At 71.5% G+C, this 19,222-nt stretch carries 13 protein-coding genes; 8 read left to right on the forward strand and 5 right to left on the reverse strand.

The features are described from left to right. A partial coding sequence (locus AN218_RS18965) for a hypothetical protein (protein ID WP_070018074.1) occupies positions 1–1,152 on the reverse strand: 1,152 nt, incomplete at its 3' end. A gap of 277 nt (positions 1,153–1,429) precedes the next feature. On the opposite strand from AN218_RS18965, the gene AN218_RS18970 reads away from it, so the two are divergent. The 5 genes from AN218_RS18970 (at position 1,430) to AN218_RS18990 (ending at position 10,455) form a co-directional block, all read left to right on the forward strand. Continuing rightward, entirely contained in the window at positions 1,430–2,608 is a 1,179-nt protein-coding gene (locus AN218_RS18970) for a cysteine desulfurase family protein (RefSeq protein WP_070018075.1), read from the forward strand. A gap of 164 nt (positions 2,609–2,772) precedes the next feature. Continuing rightward, on the forward strand, positions 2,773–4,230 hold the full coding sequence (locus AN218_RS18975) for an MFS transporter (protein ID WP_244900527.1): 1,458 nt from the start codon (positions 2,773–2,775) through the stop codon (positions 4,228–4,230). Between the two features lie 64 nt (positions 4,231–4,294). After that, the gene (locus AN218_RS18980; protein ID WP_070018082.1) at positions 4,295–5,890 is read left to right on the forward strand and encodes a pyridoxal phosphate-dependent decarboxylase family protein; all 1,596 of its coding nucleotides are present in this window, start codon (positions 4,295–4,297) and stop codon (positions 5,888–5,890) included. A 165-nt stretch (positions 5,891–6,055) separates the two neighbouring features. Continuing rightward, positions 6,056–7,285, forward strand: a complete 1,230-nt coding sequence (locus AN218_RS18985; protein WP_070018076.1) for a hypothetical protein — start codon at positions 6,056–6,058, stop codon at positions 7,283–7,285. Positions 7,286–7,632: 347 nt separating this feature from the next. After that, positions 7,633–10,455 carry a penicillin acylase family protein gene (locus AN218_RS18990; RefSeq protein WP_070018077.1) on the forward strand — a complete coding sequence of 941 codons (2,823 nt, stop codon included), beginning with the start codon at positions 7,633–7,635 and terminating at the stop codon, positions 10,453–10,455. A gap of 83 nt (positions 10,456–10,538) precedes the next feature. On the opposite strand, the gene AN218_RS18995 is transcribed toward AN218_RS18990, so the two are convergent. Then, positions 10,539–11,228, reverse strand: coding sequence for an N-acetylmuramoyl-L-alanine amidase (locus AN218_RS18995; RefSeq protein WP_070018078.1), 690 nt, complete (start codon positions 11,226–11,228; stop codon positions 10,539–10,541). Positions 11,229–11,358: 130 nt separating this feature from the next. On the opposite strand from AN218_RS18995, the gene mnmA reads away from it, so the two are divergent. Continuing rightward, a complete protein-coding gene (gene mnmA, locus AN218_RS19000; protein ID WP_107421504.1) occupies positions 11,359–12,567 on the forward strand; it encodes a tRNA 2-thiouridine(34) synthase MnmA in 1,209 nt (402 codons plus the stop codon). Positions 12,568–12,655: 88 nt separating this feature from the next. Here mnmA and AN218_RS19005 read toward each other — a convergent pair whose 3' ends face one another. Next, complete coding sequence (locus tag AN218_RS19005; protein WP_070018079.1) at positions 12,656–13,669, reverse strand: rod shape-determining protein; 1,014 nt, start codon at positions 13,667–13,669, stop codon at positions 12,656–12,658. A 308-nt stretch (positions 13,670–13,977) separates the two neighbouring features. On the opposite strand from AN218_RS19005, the gene AN218_RS19010 reads away from it, so the two are divergent. Continuing rightward, positions 13,978–15,639 (forward strand): glycine/sarcosine N-methyltransferase, encoded by a 1,662-nt coding sequence (locus AN218_RS19010; RefSeq protein ID WP_171908717.1) that lies wholly within the window; start codon positions 13,978–13,980, stop codon positions 15,637–15,639. Positions 15,640–15,754: 115 nt separating this feature from the next. Here the strand turns inward: AN218_RS19010 and AN218_RS19015 are convergent, their stop codons facing one another. Beyond that, entirely contained in the window at positions 15,755–17,788 is a 2,034-nt protein-coding gene (locus AN218_RS19015) for an NAD-binding protein (protein ID WP_338059629.1), read from the reverse strand. 22 nt (positions 17,789–17,810) lie between these two features. Between AN218_RS19015 and AN218_RS19020 the strand changes: the two genes are divergently transcribed. Further along, positions 17,811–18,335 carry an LOG family protein gene (locus AN218_RS19020; RefSeq protein WP_070018084.1) on the forward strand — a complete coding sequence of 175 codons (525 nt, stop codon included), beginning with the start codon at positions 17,811–17,813 and terminating at the stop codon, positions 18,333–18,335. Positions 18,336–18,404: 69 nt separating this feature from the next. Here the strand turns inward: AN218_RS19020 and AN218_RS19025 are convergent, their stop codons facing one another. Then, positions 18,405–19,196 carry an ABC transporter permease gene (locus AN218_RS19025; RefSeq protein ID WP_070018085.1) on the reverse strand — a complete coding sequence of 264 codons (792 nt, stop codon included), beginning with the start codon at positions 19,194–19,196 and terminating at the stop codon, positions 18,405–18,407. Positions 19,197–19,222: the final 26 nt, after the last annotated feature.

The raw sequence follows: 19,222 nt of genomic DNA on the forward strand, positions 1-19,222 counted from the left end.
CGGCTGACCGTAGGGCTGTCCCGGCTGCTGCTGCGGCGGCCAGCCCGCCGGAGCCCCCGCCGTCGCCCCCGGTGCGGGCGCGGCCCCGGGCGGTACCGGTACGCCGGGGCGCATCGCCAGCACGATCAGCGTCAGCGTCCCGGCGAGCGTGATCAGCAACTGGATACGGCTGAAGGCGCCCGACACCGGTGCCGCATCGCCGAGTTCGAAGAAGACGCCCGACGCGAGCCAGCCCCACAGCACGGTGATCGCCTGCGGAGCGAGCGCCACGGCGAGCCCCAGCGTGAAGCCCCGCGCGGAGACCGTACGGGCCATGGCCAGCCCGGCGGCGACGGTGCCGAGGACGATCAGGACGCACCAGTCCCAGCCGGGGGAGACGTCCAGCAGTGTGCTGACGGTGCCCTCGCCGGTGACGAGCCGGACCCAGAAACCGCCGCCCTCCGAGAAGGCCGCCTGGATGCTCCAGCCGATGTCGAAGAGCACGACGAGCCCGAAGAAGACCGCTCCCACGACCGCGTGCGCCGGGACCGGCCGCTGCGGCGACTCACCGGGCAGCGGCGGCAGGGGCGGTTCCGCCGGAGCCGGCGGGGCCGGCGATGCGTACGGAGAGCCTGCGTACGGAGAGCCGGGAAGGCCGGTGCCGCCCGACTGACCGGGCGGCACGGACGGTCCCGTCCACCGCCGCAGCCCCGCCATGAGCACGATCGCGAGCGGTACGCAGAACAGCACCGTCCACAGGCAGCTCACCCAAGCCGCGTCCAGGGACGGGTCGTTGAAGAAGCCCTGAAGCGTGTAGTAGGGCGAGGACTCCGAGTGCAGGCCCGCGTGCCAGATCACCGGCAGTCGCCAGGCCAGGGTCAGCGCCGTCGTCACGGCCATCAGCCCGCCCGCCGTCCACGCGCCCGTGAACGCGGCGAAGGCGGCGGCGACCTGGAGCAGGCCGAGACCGAGGTCGTCGGCGGTGGTCGCGGGGATGTCCGTCAGACCGGCGGCGGTGGGACCGAGGGCTCCCGTCCACACCTTCCAGGTACTCTCGAAGCCCAGTTCCAGTACGTCGCGGAGCACCCAGATCCATGTGTGCAGCGCGTAGAGGAGGCAGAAGATCCCTCCGGTGATACGCGCGCCCTTGCCCAGGACCCGTACTTGTGGCATCGCGCCACACCCCCCCTGCCCCTGTTCTGCTGTGCCTCGCGTACCCACGGGGAGACCGTGCCGCCCGCCGCGTGTGCCGCGCGTGGAATACGGCCGCACGTACGGGTGTTGTCACGGGCTGTGCCCGATTGCGCCGCGCCGGTAGCGGCCGCCAGGAACAGTAACAGCCCTGGCGGGGCCGGGAAGAGGGTGTCCGCGCCCGTCGCCCGGCGCGAGACCGCCGTCCGGTATCCCGTCGTACGCGGGCCGAATGCCCCCTACGTAGAATCGAGGAATCATGGCCCGCTCCGCCTACCTCGATCACGCCGCCACCACCCCCATGGTGCCCGAGGCGGTGCAGACGATGACTGCCCATCTCGCCGTCACCGGCAACGCCTCCTCGCTGCACGGATCCGGGCGCCGTGCCCGGCGCACCGTCGAGGAGTCGCGGGAGGCGATCGCCGCGTCGCTCGGTGCGCGCCCCAGCGAGGTCGTCTTCACCGCGGGCGGCACCGAGGCGGACAATCTCGCCGTCAAGGGCCTGTACTGGTCGCGCAGAGACGCCGATCCGGGCCGCCGGCGCATCCTCGCCAGCCCCGTCGAACACCACGCCGTCCTGGACACGGTGGAGTGGCTGGCGGAGCACGAGGGCGCGGAGGTGGAGTGGCTGCCCGTCGACGCGTACGGGCGGGTGCACGCGGAGGCGCTTCGCGAGGCGATCGCACGCGACCCCGGCAGCGTCGCCCTGGCGACGGTGATGTGGGCCAACAACGAGATCGGCACCACCATGCCCGTGGCCGAACTGGCGGGCGCCGCCGCCGAGTTCGGCGTCCCGTTGCACTCGGACGCGGTGCAGGCCGTCGGCCAGGCCGAGGTGGACTTCGCCGCGTCCGGGCTCGCCGCGCTGACGCTGACCGGCCACAAGATCGGCGGCCCGTACGGGGTGGGCGCCCTGCTGCTGCGGCGCGAACAGACGCCCGTACCGCTGCTGCACGGCGGCGGCCAGGAGCGCGAGGTGCGGTCGGGGACGCTCGACGTGCCCGCCGTCGCCGCCTTCGCCACCGCCGCCGAACTGGCCGCCGAGCGGCGGCCGTTGTTCGAGCGGGACATCGGCGCACTGCGGGACGGGCTGATCCGGCGCGTCCGTGAGCAGGTGCCCACGGCCGTGCTCAACGGCGACCCCGACCCGGCCGGACGGCTGCCCGGCAACGCGCACTTCTCCTTCCCCGGCTGCGAGGGCGATTCGCTGCTGCTTCTGCTGGACGCACAGGGCATCGAGTGCTCGACGGGCTCCGCGTGTACGGCGGGCGTGGCCCAGCCCAGCCATGTGCTTCTCGCAACGGGCGCGGACCCCGATCTCGCGCGGGGCACGCTGCGCTTCTCGCTCGGGCACACCTCGACCGAGGCGGACGTCGAGGCGCTCGCGACGGCGATCGGGCCCGCGGTGGAGCGGGCGCGCGGCGCGGGCCTGACCTGACGCGCGGCTGACCCGGCGCCGGCCCGACGCCGGCTCCGCCTGCTCCGCCTGCTCCGCTCCGTCCGTCCACAGCCCGGCCCACCTCTGGACGCCGGACCTCCCGTGCCGTTGACTGAGGCACCGACCGCGGCCCCGCCCGGTCGGGCGGACACCGGAGGAGTGGCGTGAGCAGTGGCGTCGGGCAGGACGGGACGGTGGCCGCCGGGCCGCTGCCCGCGTCGGTACGCACCGGATACGGACTCGGCTCGCTGTGCACCGGGACGTTCGCGACGGTGCCCGGTCTGCTGCTGCTCTACTACCTCACCAACGTCATGGCCGTCCCGGCGGCGACCGCCGGCGTCGCCCTCTTCATCCCCAAGGTGTGGGACGTACTGATCAACCCCGTCGTCGGTGTCGTGTGCGACCGCAGCCGGCTGCGGGGCGGTCCGCGCCGCCCGTTCCTGCTGATCGGGGCGTGCACGCTGCCGCCGCTGTTCGCGCTGATCTTCGCGGCGCCGCCGCTGCGCGGGACGGCGGCGGCCGCCTATGTGGCGGCGCTGTTCATGCTGGCCGCGACCGCCTACGCCGTCTTCCAGGTCCCGTACGTGGTGATGCCGGCGGAGATGACGCACGACACGGGCGAGCGCGGACGGCTGCTGGCCTGGCGGGTGGGCTTCCTGGGGGCGGCGATCCTGGTGTCCGGGGCGGTGGCCCCGGCGATCGCCCACGCGAACGGCGACACCCCGAGTGGCTACCGGACGATGGGCGTTGCCGTGGCGCTCCTGCTCGCCTGCGGGATGTTCGCGTCGTGGTGGGGCACCGGGAAGGCGCCCGCCGTCGCCCACACCACGGCCGAGCCCTCGCTGCGGGCACAGCTCACGGCGGCACGCGGCAACAGGCCGTTCCTCTATCTCGCGGGCATGTGGACGGCGCAGGCGCTGGCGGTCGGCGTGATGCTGGCGGGAGTGCAGTACTTCGCCACGTACGTCCTCGGCTCGGCGGACGCCGTGACGCCGCTCTTCATCTGTCTCATCGGCCCGTTGGCGCTCGTGATGCCGGTGTGGAACCGGCTCGCGCGGGCGCGTGGCGTCAAGTACGCGCAGTTCTGGGCCAGTTGGCTGTTCTTCGCGGCGACGGTGGTGCTGGCCCTCACCCCGTGGGGCGGCGCGTGGCCCGCGTACGCGACGGTGGCCCTGGTCGGAGTCGCCTACGGCGGGCTGCAGTTGCTGCCGCTGCGGATGCTCGCCGACACCCTCGTCGCCGACGCCGCGCGTACGGGGCGGCAGCGTGCCGCGACGTTCACCGGGCTGTGGACCGCGTCGGAGACGCTGGCCTTCGCGCTCGGCGCGGGAGCCTTCGCCGCCGTGCTGGCCGTCACGGGCTTCCGCTCCTCCGACGCCGCGCACGCCGTGGACCAGCCCGCCTCGGCGGTGACCGGCATCGCTCTCGGAATGAGCCTGGTGCCCGCCGCGTTCGCGCTCGTCAGCATCTGGCTGCTGCACCGGTACCGGGAGGACCCGGTGCCCGACGCTCCCGCTTCCGCTTCCCCTGCCCCTGCCGAAGTCCCTGCCGAAGTCCCTGCCGAAGTCCCTGCCGAAGACCCTGCCGAGCCGCCGGAGGACGAGAGAGACCGTGACCGCTGACTCGACACCGCGACCCTCCGGCGAGGAGACGGGTTCCGCCGCGGGACCGCCCGGACCGCCCGGCCTGCCCCCGGGACGTCCCGCGGACGATGTGCTCGCCGGACTGCGCGCGCTGCGCGGGGCGGACGCACCCACCCGCGGCGGACGCACCTTCGCCTACGTCTACGACGCGGGACTGGAGGGCCTCGACGACCTCGCGGCCGCGGCCTATTCCACGTACGCGACCGTCAACGGCCTGGACATGACGGTCTTTCCGAGCGTGGCCCGGCTGGAGAACGACGTGGTGCGCAGCGTCGTCGCGCTGCTCGGCGCCCCCGGCGCGCAGGGCACGTTCACCAGCGGCGGCACCGAGAGCATCCTGCTCGCGGTGAAGACGGCACGCGACCACGCCCGCGCCGTACGCGGGGTGCGGGAGCCCCGCATGGTCCTGCCGTCCACCGCGCACGCCGCGTTCCACAAGGCGGCCGCCTATCTCGGGGTCGAGCCGGTGGTCGTGCCCGTCGACCCGGAGACCTTCCGGGCCGACGCCGCCGCGATGGACGAGGCGAGCGACGAGCGGACGGTGCTGGTGGTCGCCTCCGCCCCCTCCTACGCGCACGGCGTGCTCGACCCGGTCGAGCGGATCGCGTTCGCCGCGGCCGAGAAGGGCGTGCTGTGCCATGTCGACGCCTGCATCGGCGGCTGGCTGCTGCCGTATCTGCGCCGCGCCGGACGCCAAGTGCCGCCGTTCGAGATGACGTTGAGGGGTGTCACCTCGCTCTCGGTCGACCTGCACAAGTACGGGTACGCGGACAAGGGCGCGTCCGTGGTGCTCTACCGGGACGCGGAGCTGCGCCGCCACCAGTACTTCGCGCACGCCGGGTGGCCGGGCTATCCCGTCGTCAACCCGACCGCGCAGGGCACCAAGCCGGCGGGGCTGCTCGCCCAGGCGTGGGCGGTGCTGCGGCACGTCGGGGACGACGGGTACGCGGCGCTCGCGCGGCGGATCGCGGACGCGTCGGACCGGCTGCTGGCGGGGCTCGGGGCGATCGAGGGCGTACGGGTGCTGGGGTCGCCGTCGGCGGGGCTGATCGCGCTCACGCTGGGCGGGGGCGGGGACGGAGACGGAGACGGGGACGGGGATGCCCACTCCGATACGGACGGTGAACGGCCGTCCGGCGAAGGGGACTTGAGCCTCGTCCTGCATCTGGCCGACGAGATGCGGATACGCGGCTGGTATCTCCAGCCGCAGCTCGGCTTCGACGGCATGCCGCCCAATCTCCATCTCACCCTGACCCCGGCCACCGCCGACCAGGTCGACGCACTGCTCGGCGACCTCCGCGAGGCGCTGGCCGCCGCCCGCGCGCTCCCGCCGGTCACGGTCGACCCGCAACTGGCCCGCCTCGCCCAGGAGTTGGACCCCGACACGCTCGGCCCCGACGAGGTCGCGGCGGTGCTCGCGTACGCGGGACTCGGCGCAGAGGGCGGCGGCACCACGGACGACACCGGTACGGACGAGGGCCCCGGTTCCGGTGCCGACGGCCCCGACGGCGCGGCTCCCGGCCCCGGTTCCGGCGCCCCGGTGCGCATGGCCGGTGTCCTCGCCCTGCTCGACGTGCTGCCCGCGGCGCTCAAGGAGCGGCTGCTGACGGAGTACGTCGGCTCGATCTTCCGCGTCTGACGGTTCGGCCCGCCGGAAGTGCAACTGGCGGGCGGTGTGCGCTCGTCCGGTCAGTTGACCGTACGGGGGAGTGCGCGCGACGGGAACGGCAGCAGGACGAGGCGGGTAAGTCTCCGCCTCGACGGGGCCGCGCGCGTCAGGACCACGCCATTTCAGAGGGGAAGCATGAAGAGGTTGCACCTCAGAGCCGCGGCGGCGCTCGCCGTGGCCGCGCTGGTGGGAGTCGGCTACCAGACCGCCTTCGGCAGCGAGACCGGCTCGTCGCAGCAGGCGCCGGCGTCCGCATCGTCATCCGCACCGGCGGCCGCGTCGTCGATGCGGGTCGCGTACTACAGCACGTCGCTGAGCGCGGAGTTGACCGATGTGACGGCGCTGTCGGAGGACGAGGGCTGGGCCGTCGGCACGTCGCAGAACGACGACGGAACCGGCGATCCGAAGCCGGTGCTGCTGCACCGTACGGACGGGAAGTGGGCGCAGAGCACGCTCCCCGAGGGTGCGGAGAAGGCCGCCCTCACCCAGATCGAGGGGTCGAGCCCGGACAACGTCTGGCTGTTCGGGCGCAGCACGGCCGGTGAGAACAAGCCCGTCGCGTTCCGCTGGGACGGGAAGACCTGGCAGTCGGTGAAGGCGCCCGCCTCGGACAACGCCTGGGGCGGACAGCGGTCGGCCGCCGTCCTCGCCGCCGACGACGTCTGGCTGCTCGGCGGGGAGAAGAAGGCCCACCACTGGGACGGGAAGAAGTGGAGCACGTCGCAGCTTCCCCAGAACGCGACGTCCGTGTCCGGCACCGGCTCCGGGGACGTATGGGCCGTCGGCTACCGCGACACCGACGACAGCGACGGCGGCCCCATGAGCCAGCCCGCCGCCATGCACTGGGACGGCACGGAGTGGAAGACCACCGAGACGCCCGAGTACCGCTTCCCGGACCCGTCGCCGCCGGAGGAGACCGCGAGCCTGGACTCGGTCGTGACGGTCTCCGGCAAGGAGGTGTGGGCCGTGGGCACGCACACCTTCAACCACGGTGAGGGCGGCCCCGAGCCGGAAGAGGAGAACATCCTGCTCCGCTGGGACGGCGAGAAGTGGGCGAAGGCCCCCGCGAAGGCCACCGAGAAGGCGTCGCTGGAGACCGCCTCCGACGGCGACGGCGGTCTGGTGCTGGGCCGTTACTGGCACATGACGAAGGACGGCACGCTCCACGAGATCGCCCGGCACAAGCCGGTGCCGGGACGGTCGGGCAAGGTCGAGGAGGTCGACAAGAAGCAGCGCTTCTGGCCCTCCGAGACGGTGCTGGTGCCCGGTACGCGCCAGGTGTGGAGCGTCGGCGTCATCGAACTCGGCGCCTACGGCGACGCCAACTTCCGCCGGGCCGGGGTGCTCAGCTACGACGCCGGCTGAACTGCCGCCCTCCGGCGGGACGTACGGGCCGCTCTCCGCGCCTTTTCCGGCGCGGGGAGCGGCTGTTTTGCGCCGTGTGTGAGCAGCGCCGTCCACGCCTCTACCCAGGGGTAGTAACGAGGGTTAACGTTCGGCGCACGCTGCCGCGTCTCACCCCACAGGAGATACCGGTGATCAACTCCCGTGCGTCGTCCCGTGCTTCGGCCCGCTCGTGGGCCCGCTCCCGGACCCGCCTCCGGGCGCGTTCCCCGGAACTTGCCTCTACCCGGGAACGTCTCTCGTCCCGCTTCCGCTCCTGGATCCGCGGTGGCTCTCCCGTACGGTTCGCGGGCCGGCGCGGGCCGAGGATGCGCAGGGCTCTGGCCGCCGTCGCCACGGCCGCGCTGCTCGCCCCGCTGCTGGGCAGCGCACCGGCGTTCGCCGCCGGCGCGGGCTCCGGCGGGCAGACGCGCGCGGAGGACCCCTGCCGTGGCCAGTGCCGCGACATCCTCCCCGCCGGCGAGAACGGCCACGCCACCCTCGCCGCGATCCTGCTGCACAAGGCGATCGGCACCCGTCCGAAGCACTCCGCCGACCAACTCGAGCCGTACGACAAGCTGTTGCACGAGTACTCAGGGCTGAGCGACGAGAAGCTCGCCGACTACTTCAACGACGCCTCCTTCGGCGTGCCCGAGGACCAGGTCGAGAAGGTCACCTCGCCCCGCGACGACGTCACCATCACCCGCGACAAGGCCACCGGCACCCCGCACATCAAGGGCACGACGCGCGCCGGTACGGAGTTCGGCGCCGGATACGCCGCGGGCCAGGACCGGTTGTGGCTCATCGACGTCCTGCGGCACGTCGGACGCGGCAAGCTCTCCTCCTTCGCGGGCGGCGCCGAGGGCAACCGCGAACTGGAGCAGAGCCTCTGGGCCGTCGCGCCGTACACGGAGGCCGACTTGGAGCGGCAGGTCGAGCGGATCCGCGGCTCCGGCGAACGGGGAGCGCGCGCGTACGAGGACATCAAGAGCTACGTCGGCGGCATCAACGCCTACATCGACGACACCGTCCACGCGCTGAACTACCCGGGCGAGTACGTCCTGACCGGACACGGCTCGAAGATCGAGGAGTTCACCGTCACCGACGTCGTCGCCATCGCCTCCGTGATCGGCGCGATCTTCGGCAACGGCGGCGGTGGCGAGGTCGGCAACGCCCTCGCGAAGCTGGCCTTCCAGAAGCAGTACGGGCAGGCCGCGGGCGAGAAGGCGTACAGCGCGTGGCGGGCGCAGAACGACAGCGAGGCCACAACGACCGTACGGGACAAGGAGTTTCCGTACGCGCAGTCGCCCGAGGCGCCGCGCGGCGTGGCCACCCCCGAGGACGGTTCGGTCACCGCCTACGACCACGCGCAGAACGAGGAGGGGACGGGCCAGGAGGCCAAGACCGGCAACGCCAAGGCCGGCGCCGATACCGAGGGCACGGCCAAGACCGACTCGAAGAGGGAGAAGGAGGGCGTGCTGCCCGCCGATCTGATCAGCGGCAAGCGCGGCATGTCCAACGCCCTCGTGGTCTCCGGCAAGCACACCGCCTCCGGCCACCCCGTCGCCGTCTACGGTCCGCAGACCGGCTACTACGCGCCGCAGATCATGATGGTGCAGGAGCTGGACGGCCCGGGGCTGCGCGCACGCGGCGCCTCCTTCCCCGGCCTCAGCTTCTACGTCGAACTCGGCCGCGGCCTCGACTACTCCTGGAGCGCGACCTCCGCGAGCCAGGACATCACCGACACCTTCGCCGTCGAACTCTGCGAGAAGTCCGGGGCGAAGCCCACGACGGAGTCGAAGAGCTATCTGCTGCACGGCGAGTGCACGCCGTTCGACCGCCTCTCCCAGCACAACGAGTGGAAGCCCACCCTCGCCGACGGCACGAAGGCGGGCTCGTACGACGTGGTGAGCCTGCGCTCGGCGTACGGGCTGGTCAGCCACACGGGGAAGGTCGACGGCAAGCCGGTCGCCTTCACGGCGCTGCGCTCGACCTACCACCACGACGCGGACTCGGTGATCGGCTTCCAGAAGTTCAACGACCCGTCGGCGGTGACCTCCGCGCGCAGCTTCCAGAAGGCCGCCCGCGACGTGGGCTACACCTTCAACTGGTTCTACGCGGACGCCGACCACACCGCCTACTACAACTCCGGTGACAATCCCGTCCGTTCGAAGAACACCGACCCCGACCAGCCGATACGGGCCGGGACGGCGTACGAGTGGAAGGACTGGGACCCCGAGGCCAACACCTCCGCCGTCACACCGCCCGCCGAGCATCCGCAGTCCCTCGACCAGGACTACTCGGTGAGCTGGAACAACAAGCAGGCCAAGGGCTTCTCCGCCGGCTGGGGCAACGGCTCCGTGCACCGCGGCGATCTGCTCGACACCAGGGTCGCGAAGCTGGTGAAGGAGGGCTCGGTCACGCGGGCGAAGCTGGTCGGTGCGATGGAGGAGGCCGCGTCGGCCGACCTGCGCGCGGAGAAGGTGCTGCCCGAACTCCTCGACGTCATCGGCTCCTCCGAGGTGACCGACCCCGAACTGGCCCGCACGGTCGGGCAGTTGCGGGAGTGGGAGAAGTCCGGCGCACAGCGCCGCGAGGCCGCGAAGGACGACGGCGTCTACGCACACGCCGAGGCGATCAGGGTGCTGGACGCCTGGTGGCCGCTGCTGGTGGAGGGCGAGTTCAAGCCCCGCCTCGGTGACGAGCTCTACACGTCGCTCAGTTCGCTCGCCCCCGTCAACGAGTCGCCGTCCGGCGGCCAGAACAGCGGCGGTGGCGGCGACGACGGCGCGGGCGGCGTCGGCGCGAGCCAGCCGCACAAGGGCTCGGCGCTCCAGCACGGCTGGTGGTCGTTCGTCGACAAGGACCTGCGGACGGTGCAGGGCGAGGACGTCCGCTCGCCCCTGGACAGGCCGTACTGCGGCGGCGGTTCGCTCGCCGAGTGCCGGACGATGCTGCTGCGGACGCTCGGTGAGGCCGCCGCGACGCCCGCCGAGAAGACCTATCCCGGCGACAAGGAGTGCGACGCCGGCGACCAGGTGTGCGCCGACTCGATCGTGCACCGCGCGATGGGCGGCATCACCGTGCCGCGCATCGCCTGGCAGAACCGGCCGACCTACCAGCAGGTCGTGGAGTTCCCGGCCCGCCGTTGACGCGGGCGGGCCCGCCCCGCCGTGCGGCTTGTACGGGGCTCCGCCCCGCGGGCCGTTCGTACGGGGCGGGCCAGCCGAGCCGTTCACGCCTTCCCGGGGGACGCCTTCCCGGAGGAGCCGGAGCCCGAGCCGGAGGAGGCGTCGCGCGCCTCGCGGACGTAGCGGATGTAGCGCTTCCAGTCCCAGTGCGGCCCCGGATCGGTGTGGTCGGCGCCGGGGACCTCGTTGTGGCCGACGATGTGCCCGCGGTCGACGGGGATGCCGTAGCGCTTGCATATGTCCGCCGTCAGCCGGGCCGAGGAGAGGTACATCGCCTCCGTGAAGTTCTGCGGCCGGTCGACGAAGCCCTCGTGCTCGATGCCTATGCTGCGCTCGTTGTAGCTGCGGTTTCCCGCGTGGTAGGCGACGTCCAGCTCCCGCACCATCTGGACCGTCCGCCCGTCGCTCGCCCGTACGACATAGTGCGCGGCGGAGGCGTGCAGCGGATCGCGGAAGACCTTCACGGCCGTACGGAAGTCGCTCTGCGTCACATGGATCACGACGCGGTCGATCACGTAGTCGGCGGGGCGGTCCGCGGAGCGCAGATTCGCCTCCGAGGCGGCGATCCAGTGCGCTCCGCGGTGATCGACCTCGCCGTCCTTGCGCGGTTTGTCCACTCCCGGCACCCGCCACCACAGACGTGAGGTGTCGTCCCAGTTCACAGCGGCGACGGTGGCCAGCGTCACGGCCGTGCCGCCGCCGATGAGCAGTCTGCGCCGAGAGATCGGTTCCATGACTGTGCCAACGCACGCCGGCGCCGCCCCGGTTCCGCGTCGGTTCCGCACCGGTTCCGTGCGGGGCCCGTGCCCCGAGGCCCCTCCTCGCCCACGGAGCGGCGGCCGCTGCGTCTACCCTGGACGGGTTATGACTGACGCTTCCAGCAGCCCCCGGCCCGACGCTCCGGGCCCCCGCCCGGCGCCCGACGAGGGCGAGGGCGCCCCCCGGCTGCGGGTGCTCGCCGCCATGTCCGGCGGCGTGGACTCCGCCGTGGCCGCCGCCCGCGCCGCCGAGGCGGGCCACGACGTGACCGGTGTGCACCTGGCCCTGTCCGCCAACCCGAAGTCCTTCCGTACGGGCGCCCGCGGTTGCTGCACGATCGAGGACTCCCACGACGCGCGCCGCGCCGCCGACGTCATCGGCATCCCCTTCTACGTATGGGATCTGGCCGAGCGCTTCCGTGAGGACGTCGTCGAGGACTTCGTCGCCGAGTACGAGGCGGGGCGCACCCCCAACCCGTGTCTGCGCTGCAACGAGAAGATCAAGTTCGCGGCGCTGCTGGACAAGGCGCTGGCCCTGGGCTTCGACGCGGTGTGCACCGGCCACTACGCCACGGTCGTCACCCGCGACGACGGCAGCCGCGAACTGCACCGCGCGAGCGACGCCGCGAAGGACCAGAGCTATGTGCTGGGTGTGCTCGACGCCCGTCAGCTCGCGCACGCCATGTTCCCGCTCGGCGACACCCTCACCAGCAAGGACGAGATCCGGGCGGAGGCCGAGCGGCGCGGTCTCGCCGTCGCCAAGAAGCCCGACAGCCACGACATCTGCTTCATCGCCGACGGCGACACCCAGGGCTTCCTCGCCCGCCGTCTGGGCACCTCCGAGGGCGACATCCTCGACGAGGACGGCCACAAGCTCGGCACCCACGAGGGCGCGTACGGCTTCACCGTCGGCCAGCGCAAGGGCCTGCGCATCGGGCACCCGGCGCCGGACGGCAAGCCGCGCTACGTGCTGGACATCTCGCCCGTCGACAACACCGTCACCGTCGGCCCGGCGGCCTCGCTCGACGTGGCGGAGCTGACGGCCGTACGACCGCGCTGGTGCGGCACCGCACCGGCCGGACCCGGTACGTACACGGCCCAACTGCGCGCGCACGGCGGCGAGACGGAGGTGACGGCCGAACCGGCCGCCGACGGCGCCGAGTTGCATCTGCGCTTCACCGAACCCGTGCGCGGCGTGGCACCGGGCCAGGCCGTCGTGCTCTACGACGGCACCCGGGTGATCGGTTCGGCGACGATCGCGACGACGCGGCGCGCGCGCCGGGAGACCGTGCCGGAGGGCGCCAACCGGGCCTGACGGGCGCGGAGTTCGGGGCGTACGGGCAGACGGCCCGCAGCCCGCGCCCCGTCGTGCCCGTACGCCGGTGCCGGGCGACCGCGCGGTGTCAGACCCCCTGGACCGTGCCGCTGAAGACCTTCTCCAGCTTGTCGAACTCCTCCAGACAGCGGCCCGTGCCCACCGCCACACAGCTCAGCGGCTCCTCGGCGACATAGACCGGCATGCCCGTCTCCTTGCCCAGCCGCTCGTCCAGACCGTGCAACAGGGCGCCGCCGCCCGTCAGTACGATGCCGCGCTCCATGATGTCCCCGTACAGCTCCGGGGGACAGGCGTCGAACGCGGCGCGCACCGCGTCGACGATCGCCGCGACCGGCTTCTCCGTGGCCTCGCGGATCGACGCCTCGGTCAGCTCCACGGTCTTGGGCATGCCGGTCTCCTTGTCCCGGCCGCGCACCGGGGTGGGAACGCCGCTGCCGAGCGACATCTTGACGTCCTCCGCGGTGCGTTCACCGACGCCCATGGTGAAGTGCTGCTCGATGTACGCCGCGATCGCCGCGTCCAGGGCGTCGCCGGCGACCCGCGCGGAGTGGGTGACGACCGTGCCGCCCAGCGAGATGATCGCGACCTCCGTGCTGCCGCCGCCGATGTCGACGACCATCGAGCCGCGCGCCTCGTGCACCGGCAGCCCGGCGCCGATCGCCGCCGCCATGGGCTCCTCGATGAGATGCACGGAACGGGCACCGGCGCGGGCGGCCGTCTGGAGAACCGCCCGTCGCTCCACGCCCGTTACCCCGCTCGGTACGCACACGACGACCCGCGGCCCTCTGCCGCGCCGCACTCTCGCCGCGCGGATGAAATGCCGCAGCATTCCCTCGGTGGCTTCGAAATCCGTGATGACGCCGCCCTTGAGAGGACGGGTGGCGGTGATGGAGCCCGGAGTGCGGCCCACTGCCTCTTTTGCTTCCGTACCGACGGCGAGCACTTTTCCCGTACGCGACTCGACCGCAACGACGGACGGTTCGTTGAGGATGATGCCGCGTCCACGCGCGTACACAAGCGTGTTGGCCGTGCCCAGGTCTATGCCGATGTCACGCGTGCTGAACGAGGAGCTCTTGGTCATGTGGTCTCGCGGTGTTCGTTCTTGGGGGTTCGGTGCAGGGTGTGCCGAATTGTCTAGCTGGGCATGCAGCATACCCAACTGCCCCGGTTTCGGGGCAACTCGGCCTCCGGAAACCTCAGATCGCAAACCGGCAGGTAGGAGCGCGGTTCTGAGTCGAACAGGCAGCCGACCGTTCGGTTCGGTGGCATAGAACCGGTGGAGGGTGGATAGCTATGCGCTGGAGTCCGAGCGCGCGGTGCCCGTGACTGAAGCCTTGGCGTCCCGGGTCGGCCGCGCCGTAGGCCACCCTCTCAAATCGGAGGTACCCCATTACCGCGCGACCGACGCAGGAATTCGGAGAGAACCCCGTCGATGTCCGGGAAACCGGCCACTACACGGAGGAGTACGTACCCAGCTTCGTCGACAAGTGGGATTCTCTCATCGACTGGGAAAAGCGCTCACAGAGTGAGGGCAATTTCTTCATAGACCTGCTGCGCAAGCGGGGCGTGAAGAGTGTGCTCGACGTCGCAACGGGGACCGGGTTTCACTCGGTGCGACTGCTCGAAGCCGGTTTCGACGCCGTCAGTGCGGACGGCAGCGCGGACATGCTGTCGAAGGCATTCAAGAACGGAATGGAGAACGGAAGTCACATACTCCGCGTCGTCCAGGCGGACTGGCGCTGGCTCAACAGGGACGTACACGGGGAGTACGACGCCATCGTGTGCCTCGGCAACTCGTTCACGCACCTGTTCTCCGAGCGCGACCGCCGCAAGGCGCTGGCCGAGTTCTACGCGATGTTGAAGCACGACGGAGTGCTCATTCTCGATCAGCGCAACTACGACGCCATGCTGGACCGAGGATTCTCCAGCAAGCACACGTACTACTACTGCGGCGAGGACGTCGCGGTCGAACCGGAGTATCTGGACGAGGGGTTGTGCCGCATGCGGTACAACTTCTCCGACAACTCCGTGTACCACCTCAACATGTTCCCGCTGCGGAAGGATTACACGCGGCGGCTCATGAGCGACGTGGGATTCCAGCACATCGAGACCTACGGCGACTTCCAGCACACCTACCGTGAGGAACAGCCGGACTTCTTTGTGCACGTGGCGGAGAAGGAGTACCGCATGGACGAGGAAGGCGGAGGTGCATACTCCGCTGCCGTCAGCACGGCGCGCACCTACTACAACTCCTCCGACGCGGACGAGTTCTACGCCTCCGTGTGGGGCGGCGAGGACATCCACATCGGGCTCTACGAGAGCTCCGAGGAGCCCATCGCCGACGCCAGCCGCCGCACGGTCCAGCGCATGGCGGAGAAGCTCGACCTGGACGAGTCGTCGGTCGTGCTCGACCTCGGCGCCGGGTTCGGCGGCTCCGCGCGCTACGTCGCGGAGACCTACGGATCCCACGTCATCGCCCTCAACCTCAGCGAGGTCGAGAACCAGCGCAACCGCGAACTCAACGCGCAGCGCGGGCTGACAGACAAGATCGAGGTCGTGGACGGCTCGTTCGAGAGCATCCCCTGTTCCGACGACAGTGTGGACGTCGTCTGGTCGCAGGACGCGTTCCTGCACAGCGGCAACCGCACACGGGTGCTCGAAGAGGTCGCGCGGGTGCTGCGGCCGGGCGGACAGCTTGTCTTCACCGACCCGATGGCCGCCGACGGCACGTCGACGGCCGTGCTGGAGCCGATCCTTCAGCGCATCCACCTCGACACGATGGGCTCGCCCGGCTTCTACCGGCGTGAACTCACGCGGCTGGGCTTCTCCCCGGCCGGCGGCGACGGCTTCGAGGAGCACCGCGAACAGCTCGTCAACCACTACGGGCGGGTGCTCCAGGAGACCGAGCGGCAGGAGGCCCAGGGCAAGGACGGGATCGCCGGCAAGGTGAGTTCGGAGTACCTCACCAACATGAAGAAGGGACTCGGACACTGGGTCAACGGCGGAAACAAGCGTCAACTCACCTGGGGGATCTTCCACTTCAAGCTGTAAGAAACGATTTTGCGCACCGCTCCGCCCCTCGCACGGGGCGGGGCACGGGTCCCCCTGGCACAGGTCCGGGGGGACCCCCTTGTGTCCGGGCTTGTCTCCGGGGGCAGTTACGCGGTCAGGGCGTGCGCGGGTCCGGCAGCCGGGCCGCGTCGTCGCCGGAGGCGCCCTCCGCCCGGCGTACGGGCCGGGAGCCGCGCTGCGCCGGTCCGGCCGCGAGCAGCCTGCTCAGACCGCGGCGGGTCGCCGCGACCACCACGCGGTCGCCGGCCTTGAGCACATAGCCGGGGTGCAGCCGCCACTCCAACTCGCCCGCGCCGGTGGACGACACGGACGACAGATCCTGCCGGCGCTCCTCCTCCGAGGCGGTGTCCAGGGCCACCACCCGCCAGGACTCCGTCTGGAAGGCCTGCTCGACCGTACGGTCCTGCAACAGCGGATTGCCCCGTACCTCGACGGCCGCGAAGACCAGCACCCGGCGGCCCACCGAGATCGAGCCGAGCACCTGGCGGCCCATCATCGCCCCGGCGAACGCGGGCGCCGCGAGGGCGGAGACGCTGCGGCTGCGGGTCTGCGCGGCGGGATAGCTGTCGCGCAGCGTGCGGTAGACCGTCGCGGCGAACGCGTCGTCGAACAGCCGCATCACGACGCGCAGTTCGGGCTTGATCTGCCGGGCGTTGAGCGAGGCCTCCAGATTGATGCCGTCCGTGCTGGTGAGCGCGAGCAGCGCGCGGCTGCGCTTGATCTTCGCCAGTTCCAGCACGCCGTCGTCCGTGACGTCGGCGATCAGCGTCGGCACCCGGTGGCGGCGGGCGACGGCCATGCCGCGCGCCTCCTCGTTCTGCTCGATGCACACCACCGGGATGTTCAGCTCCAGCAGCCGTTCCAGGACGTGCTTGCCGACCTTGCCGAGGCCCACCAGCACCACGTGCCCGGAGAGGCCGCGCGGCGGCACCGGCAGCGCGGCCGCCTTGCGGAACGAGCCGTAGCTCTCCAGGACGACGGCCAGCAGCAGCGGCAGCAGCATCATCCCCGCGAGTCCGGCGAGGAGTTGGAGGACCTGCTCGGCAGGCGGCTCCTCGATGTTGGGGTCGTTGATGGCGAAGAGGTCCAGGAGCGTGACGTACGCGGCGTGCAGCGGCGTCTCACGGCTGACGAACCAGTTCACGGCGGCCAGCGCGAGCACCAGTCCCGTCATCGCCAGCATCGAATAGCGCAGCCTGCGGGAGAAGAGGTGCTTCACCGCCAGCATCCGCGGCAGCCGCGGCGCCCGTACGGCCGAGGTGCGGCTGGAGCGGGTGATCGCCTCCAGCACCACCGCCTCGCGCTCCGGCGGCAGACCGGCCAAGTCCTCCTGGTCCGGCAGGAGTACGGGTCCGCCGTCGCCCTCGCGTCCGCCGCTCGCGCCGCGCCGGCGCCGTACGTCGCGGTGCTGCTCCTCGTCCGGCTCGTCGTCGCTGTCGTCGGACGCGCCCTCGCTGTTGCGGGTGTCCTCCGTCGCGGGCATCAGCGCGAGCGTGCACAGCGGGTTGCGCCGGTCGACGGTGCGCAGCGTGCGCTCCTTGGCGCGCAGCAGCAGCCCGTCCGCGTGCATGACCTTGTCGCTGCCGACGACGGCCGCCGCGACGATCGAGGGCGCGGCGGTGTCGGAGTCGGAGAGCACCGTGGTCGTGGCGTCCGGCACCTCGCCGGGCGACCCGGCGGCGTCCCCGTCCCCGTCCCCGGACGGGCGCGCGCCGGACAGCAGCGCCGCCCGGTCCAGCAGATCGGCCAGATACCGGCCCAGGTTGCGGTTGAACATCCGGATGACCAGCCGCACTTGAGGGTTGATCCGGCGGGCCCGCAGGGCGATGTAGATGTTGAGCTGGTCGTCGCCGGAGGTGAGCGCGAGCGCGCTGGCCCGTTCGATGCCGGCCTGGATGAGCGCGTGGTCGTCCGGCACCCGTGCCTCGACGGTCTCCACCGACATGCCGCGGCGGCCCGCCAGCCCGGCGATCTGCGGGCCGTGGCTGCCGCCGCGCAGCGAGGGCAGGACGACCGTCACATGCTGCCGGTAGACCGAGGCCAGTTCCTTGGTGACGCGCTGTGCGAGAGCGTTGTCACCGCAGACCACCATGTGGCCGCGCAGGCCGCGCCCTAGGCTGCTGTCCATGGTCTCCAAGGACAGTTCCCCCCTGAACGTCTGCGTCTTCTGCTCCGCGGCCGAACTCGCCCCCGTCTACACGGAGTCGGCGCGCGAGTTCGCCGAGCTTATCGGCCGGCGCGGACATTCGCTGGTGTGGGGAGGATCGGACGTCGGCCTGATGAAGGTCGTCGCCGACGGGGTGCAGGGCGCGGGCGGACGGCTGGTGGGGATATCCGTGGAGTTCCTGCGCGGCAAGGCCCGTGCGGACGCGGACGAGATGGTCGTCACGGCGACGCTCGCCGAACGCAAGGCTCAACTTCTGGAGCGTGCCGACGCGTTCGTCGTCATGGTCGGCGGTACGGGCACGCTGGACGAGGCCACCGAGATCCTGGAGCTGAAGAAGCACGGGATGCACGCCAAGCCCGTCGTCCTGCTGAACACGGCGGGCTACTACGACGGCCTGCGGCAGCAGCTCTCGCGGATGGAGGCGGAGGGCTTCCTGCCGCTGCCGCTGTCGGAGCTGGTGGCCTTCGCGGACGACGGCGCGAGCGCGCTGCGGCTGCTGGAGGCGTGAGGTGTGAGGCGTGAGGCGTGAGGTGTGACGCGTGGCGCGGGGCCGGGTCCGCCCGCGGCCCGGCCCGGCTCACTTGCGGTTGTAGAGCCGCATCGTCAGCGTCCCGAAGACCGCGGCCAGCACGCCCGCCGCCGTCAGGGTCCACAGGATCTCGGCGGCGATCCACCGGCCCTCCATCAACCCCCGTACGGCCGCGACGAGATGAGTCACGGGGTTGACCTCGACGAACGCCTGGAGCCAGCCGGGCATCGTGCGCGGTTCGACGAGGATGTTGCTGAGGAAGGTCAGCGGGAAGAGCACCATCATGCTGACGCCCATCACCGACTTCTCCGTGCGCAGCAGCAGCCCGAACATCGTCCACAGCCACGAGAAGGCGAACGAGAACACCACGAGCAGCGCGATCCCCGCCAGCGCCCCCGCCGCGCCGCCGCCCGGCCGGAAGCCGAGCACCAGGCCCACGGCGAGGATGACGAGTGAGGCCGTGGTGTAGCGGAAGGCGTCGCCGAGGAGATAGCCGACCATCGGCGCGGGCCGCCAGATCGGCAGCGTACGGAAGCGGTCGAACACCCCTTTCTCGATATCGGTGTTGACCGAGACGCCGGTGTACATGGTCGTCATCACGACGCTCATCACCATGATCCCCGGCAGCAGGAACTGGAGATACTCGCCCGTCGAGCCCGCCAGCGCACCGCCGAAGAGATACGTGAACATCAGCGTCATCATGACCGGGAACGCCGTGACGTCGAAGAGCTGCTCCGGCACGTGCTTGATCTTCAGCATCGCCCGCCAGCCGAACGTCGTGCACGCGGACAGCGCGCTCGGCTGCGGCGGCCGGGCTCCGGCGAGCAGCGCGGCGGGCAGCGCCGGGCGGTGCGGCTGCGAGGCGG

Origin of the sequence: Streptomyces nanshensis (assembly GCF_001751255.1) — a bacterium.
In the GTDB taxonomy this organism is placed as follows: Bacteria; Actinomycetota; Actinomycetes; order Streptomycetales; family Streptomycetaceae; genus Streptomyces; species Streptomyces nanshensis_A.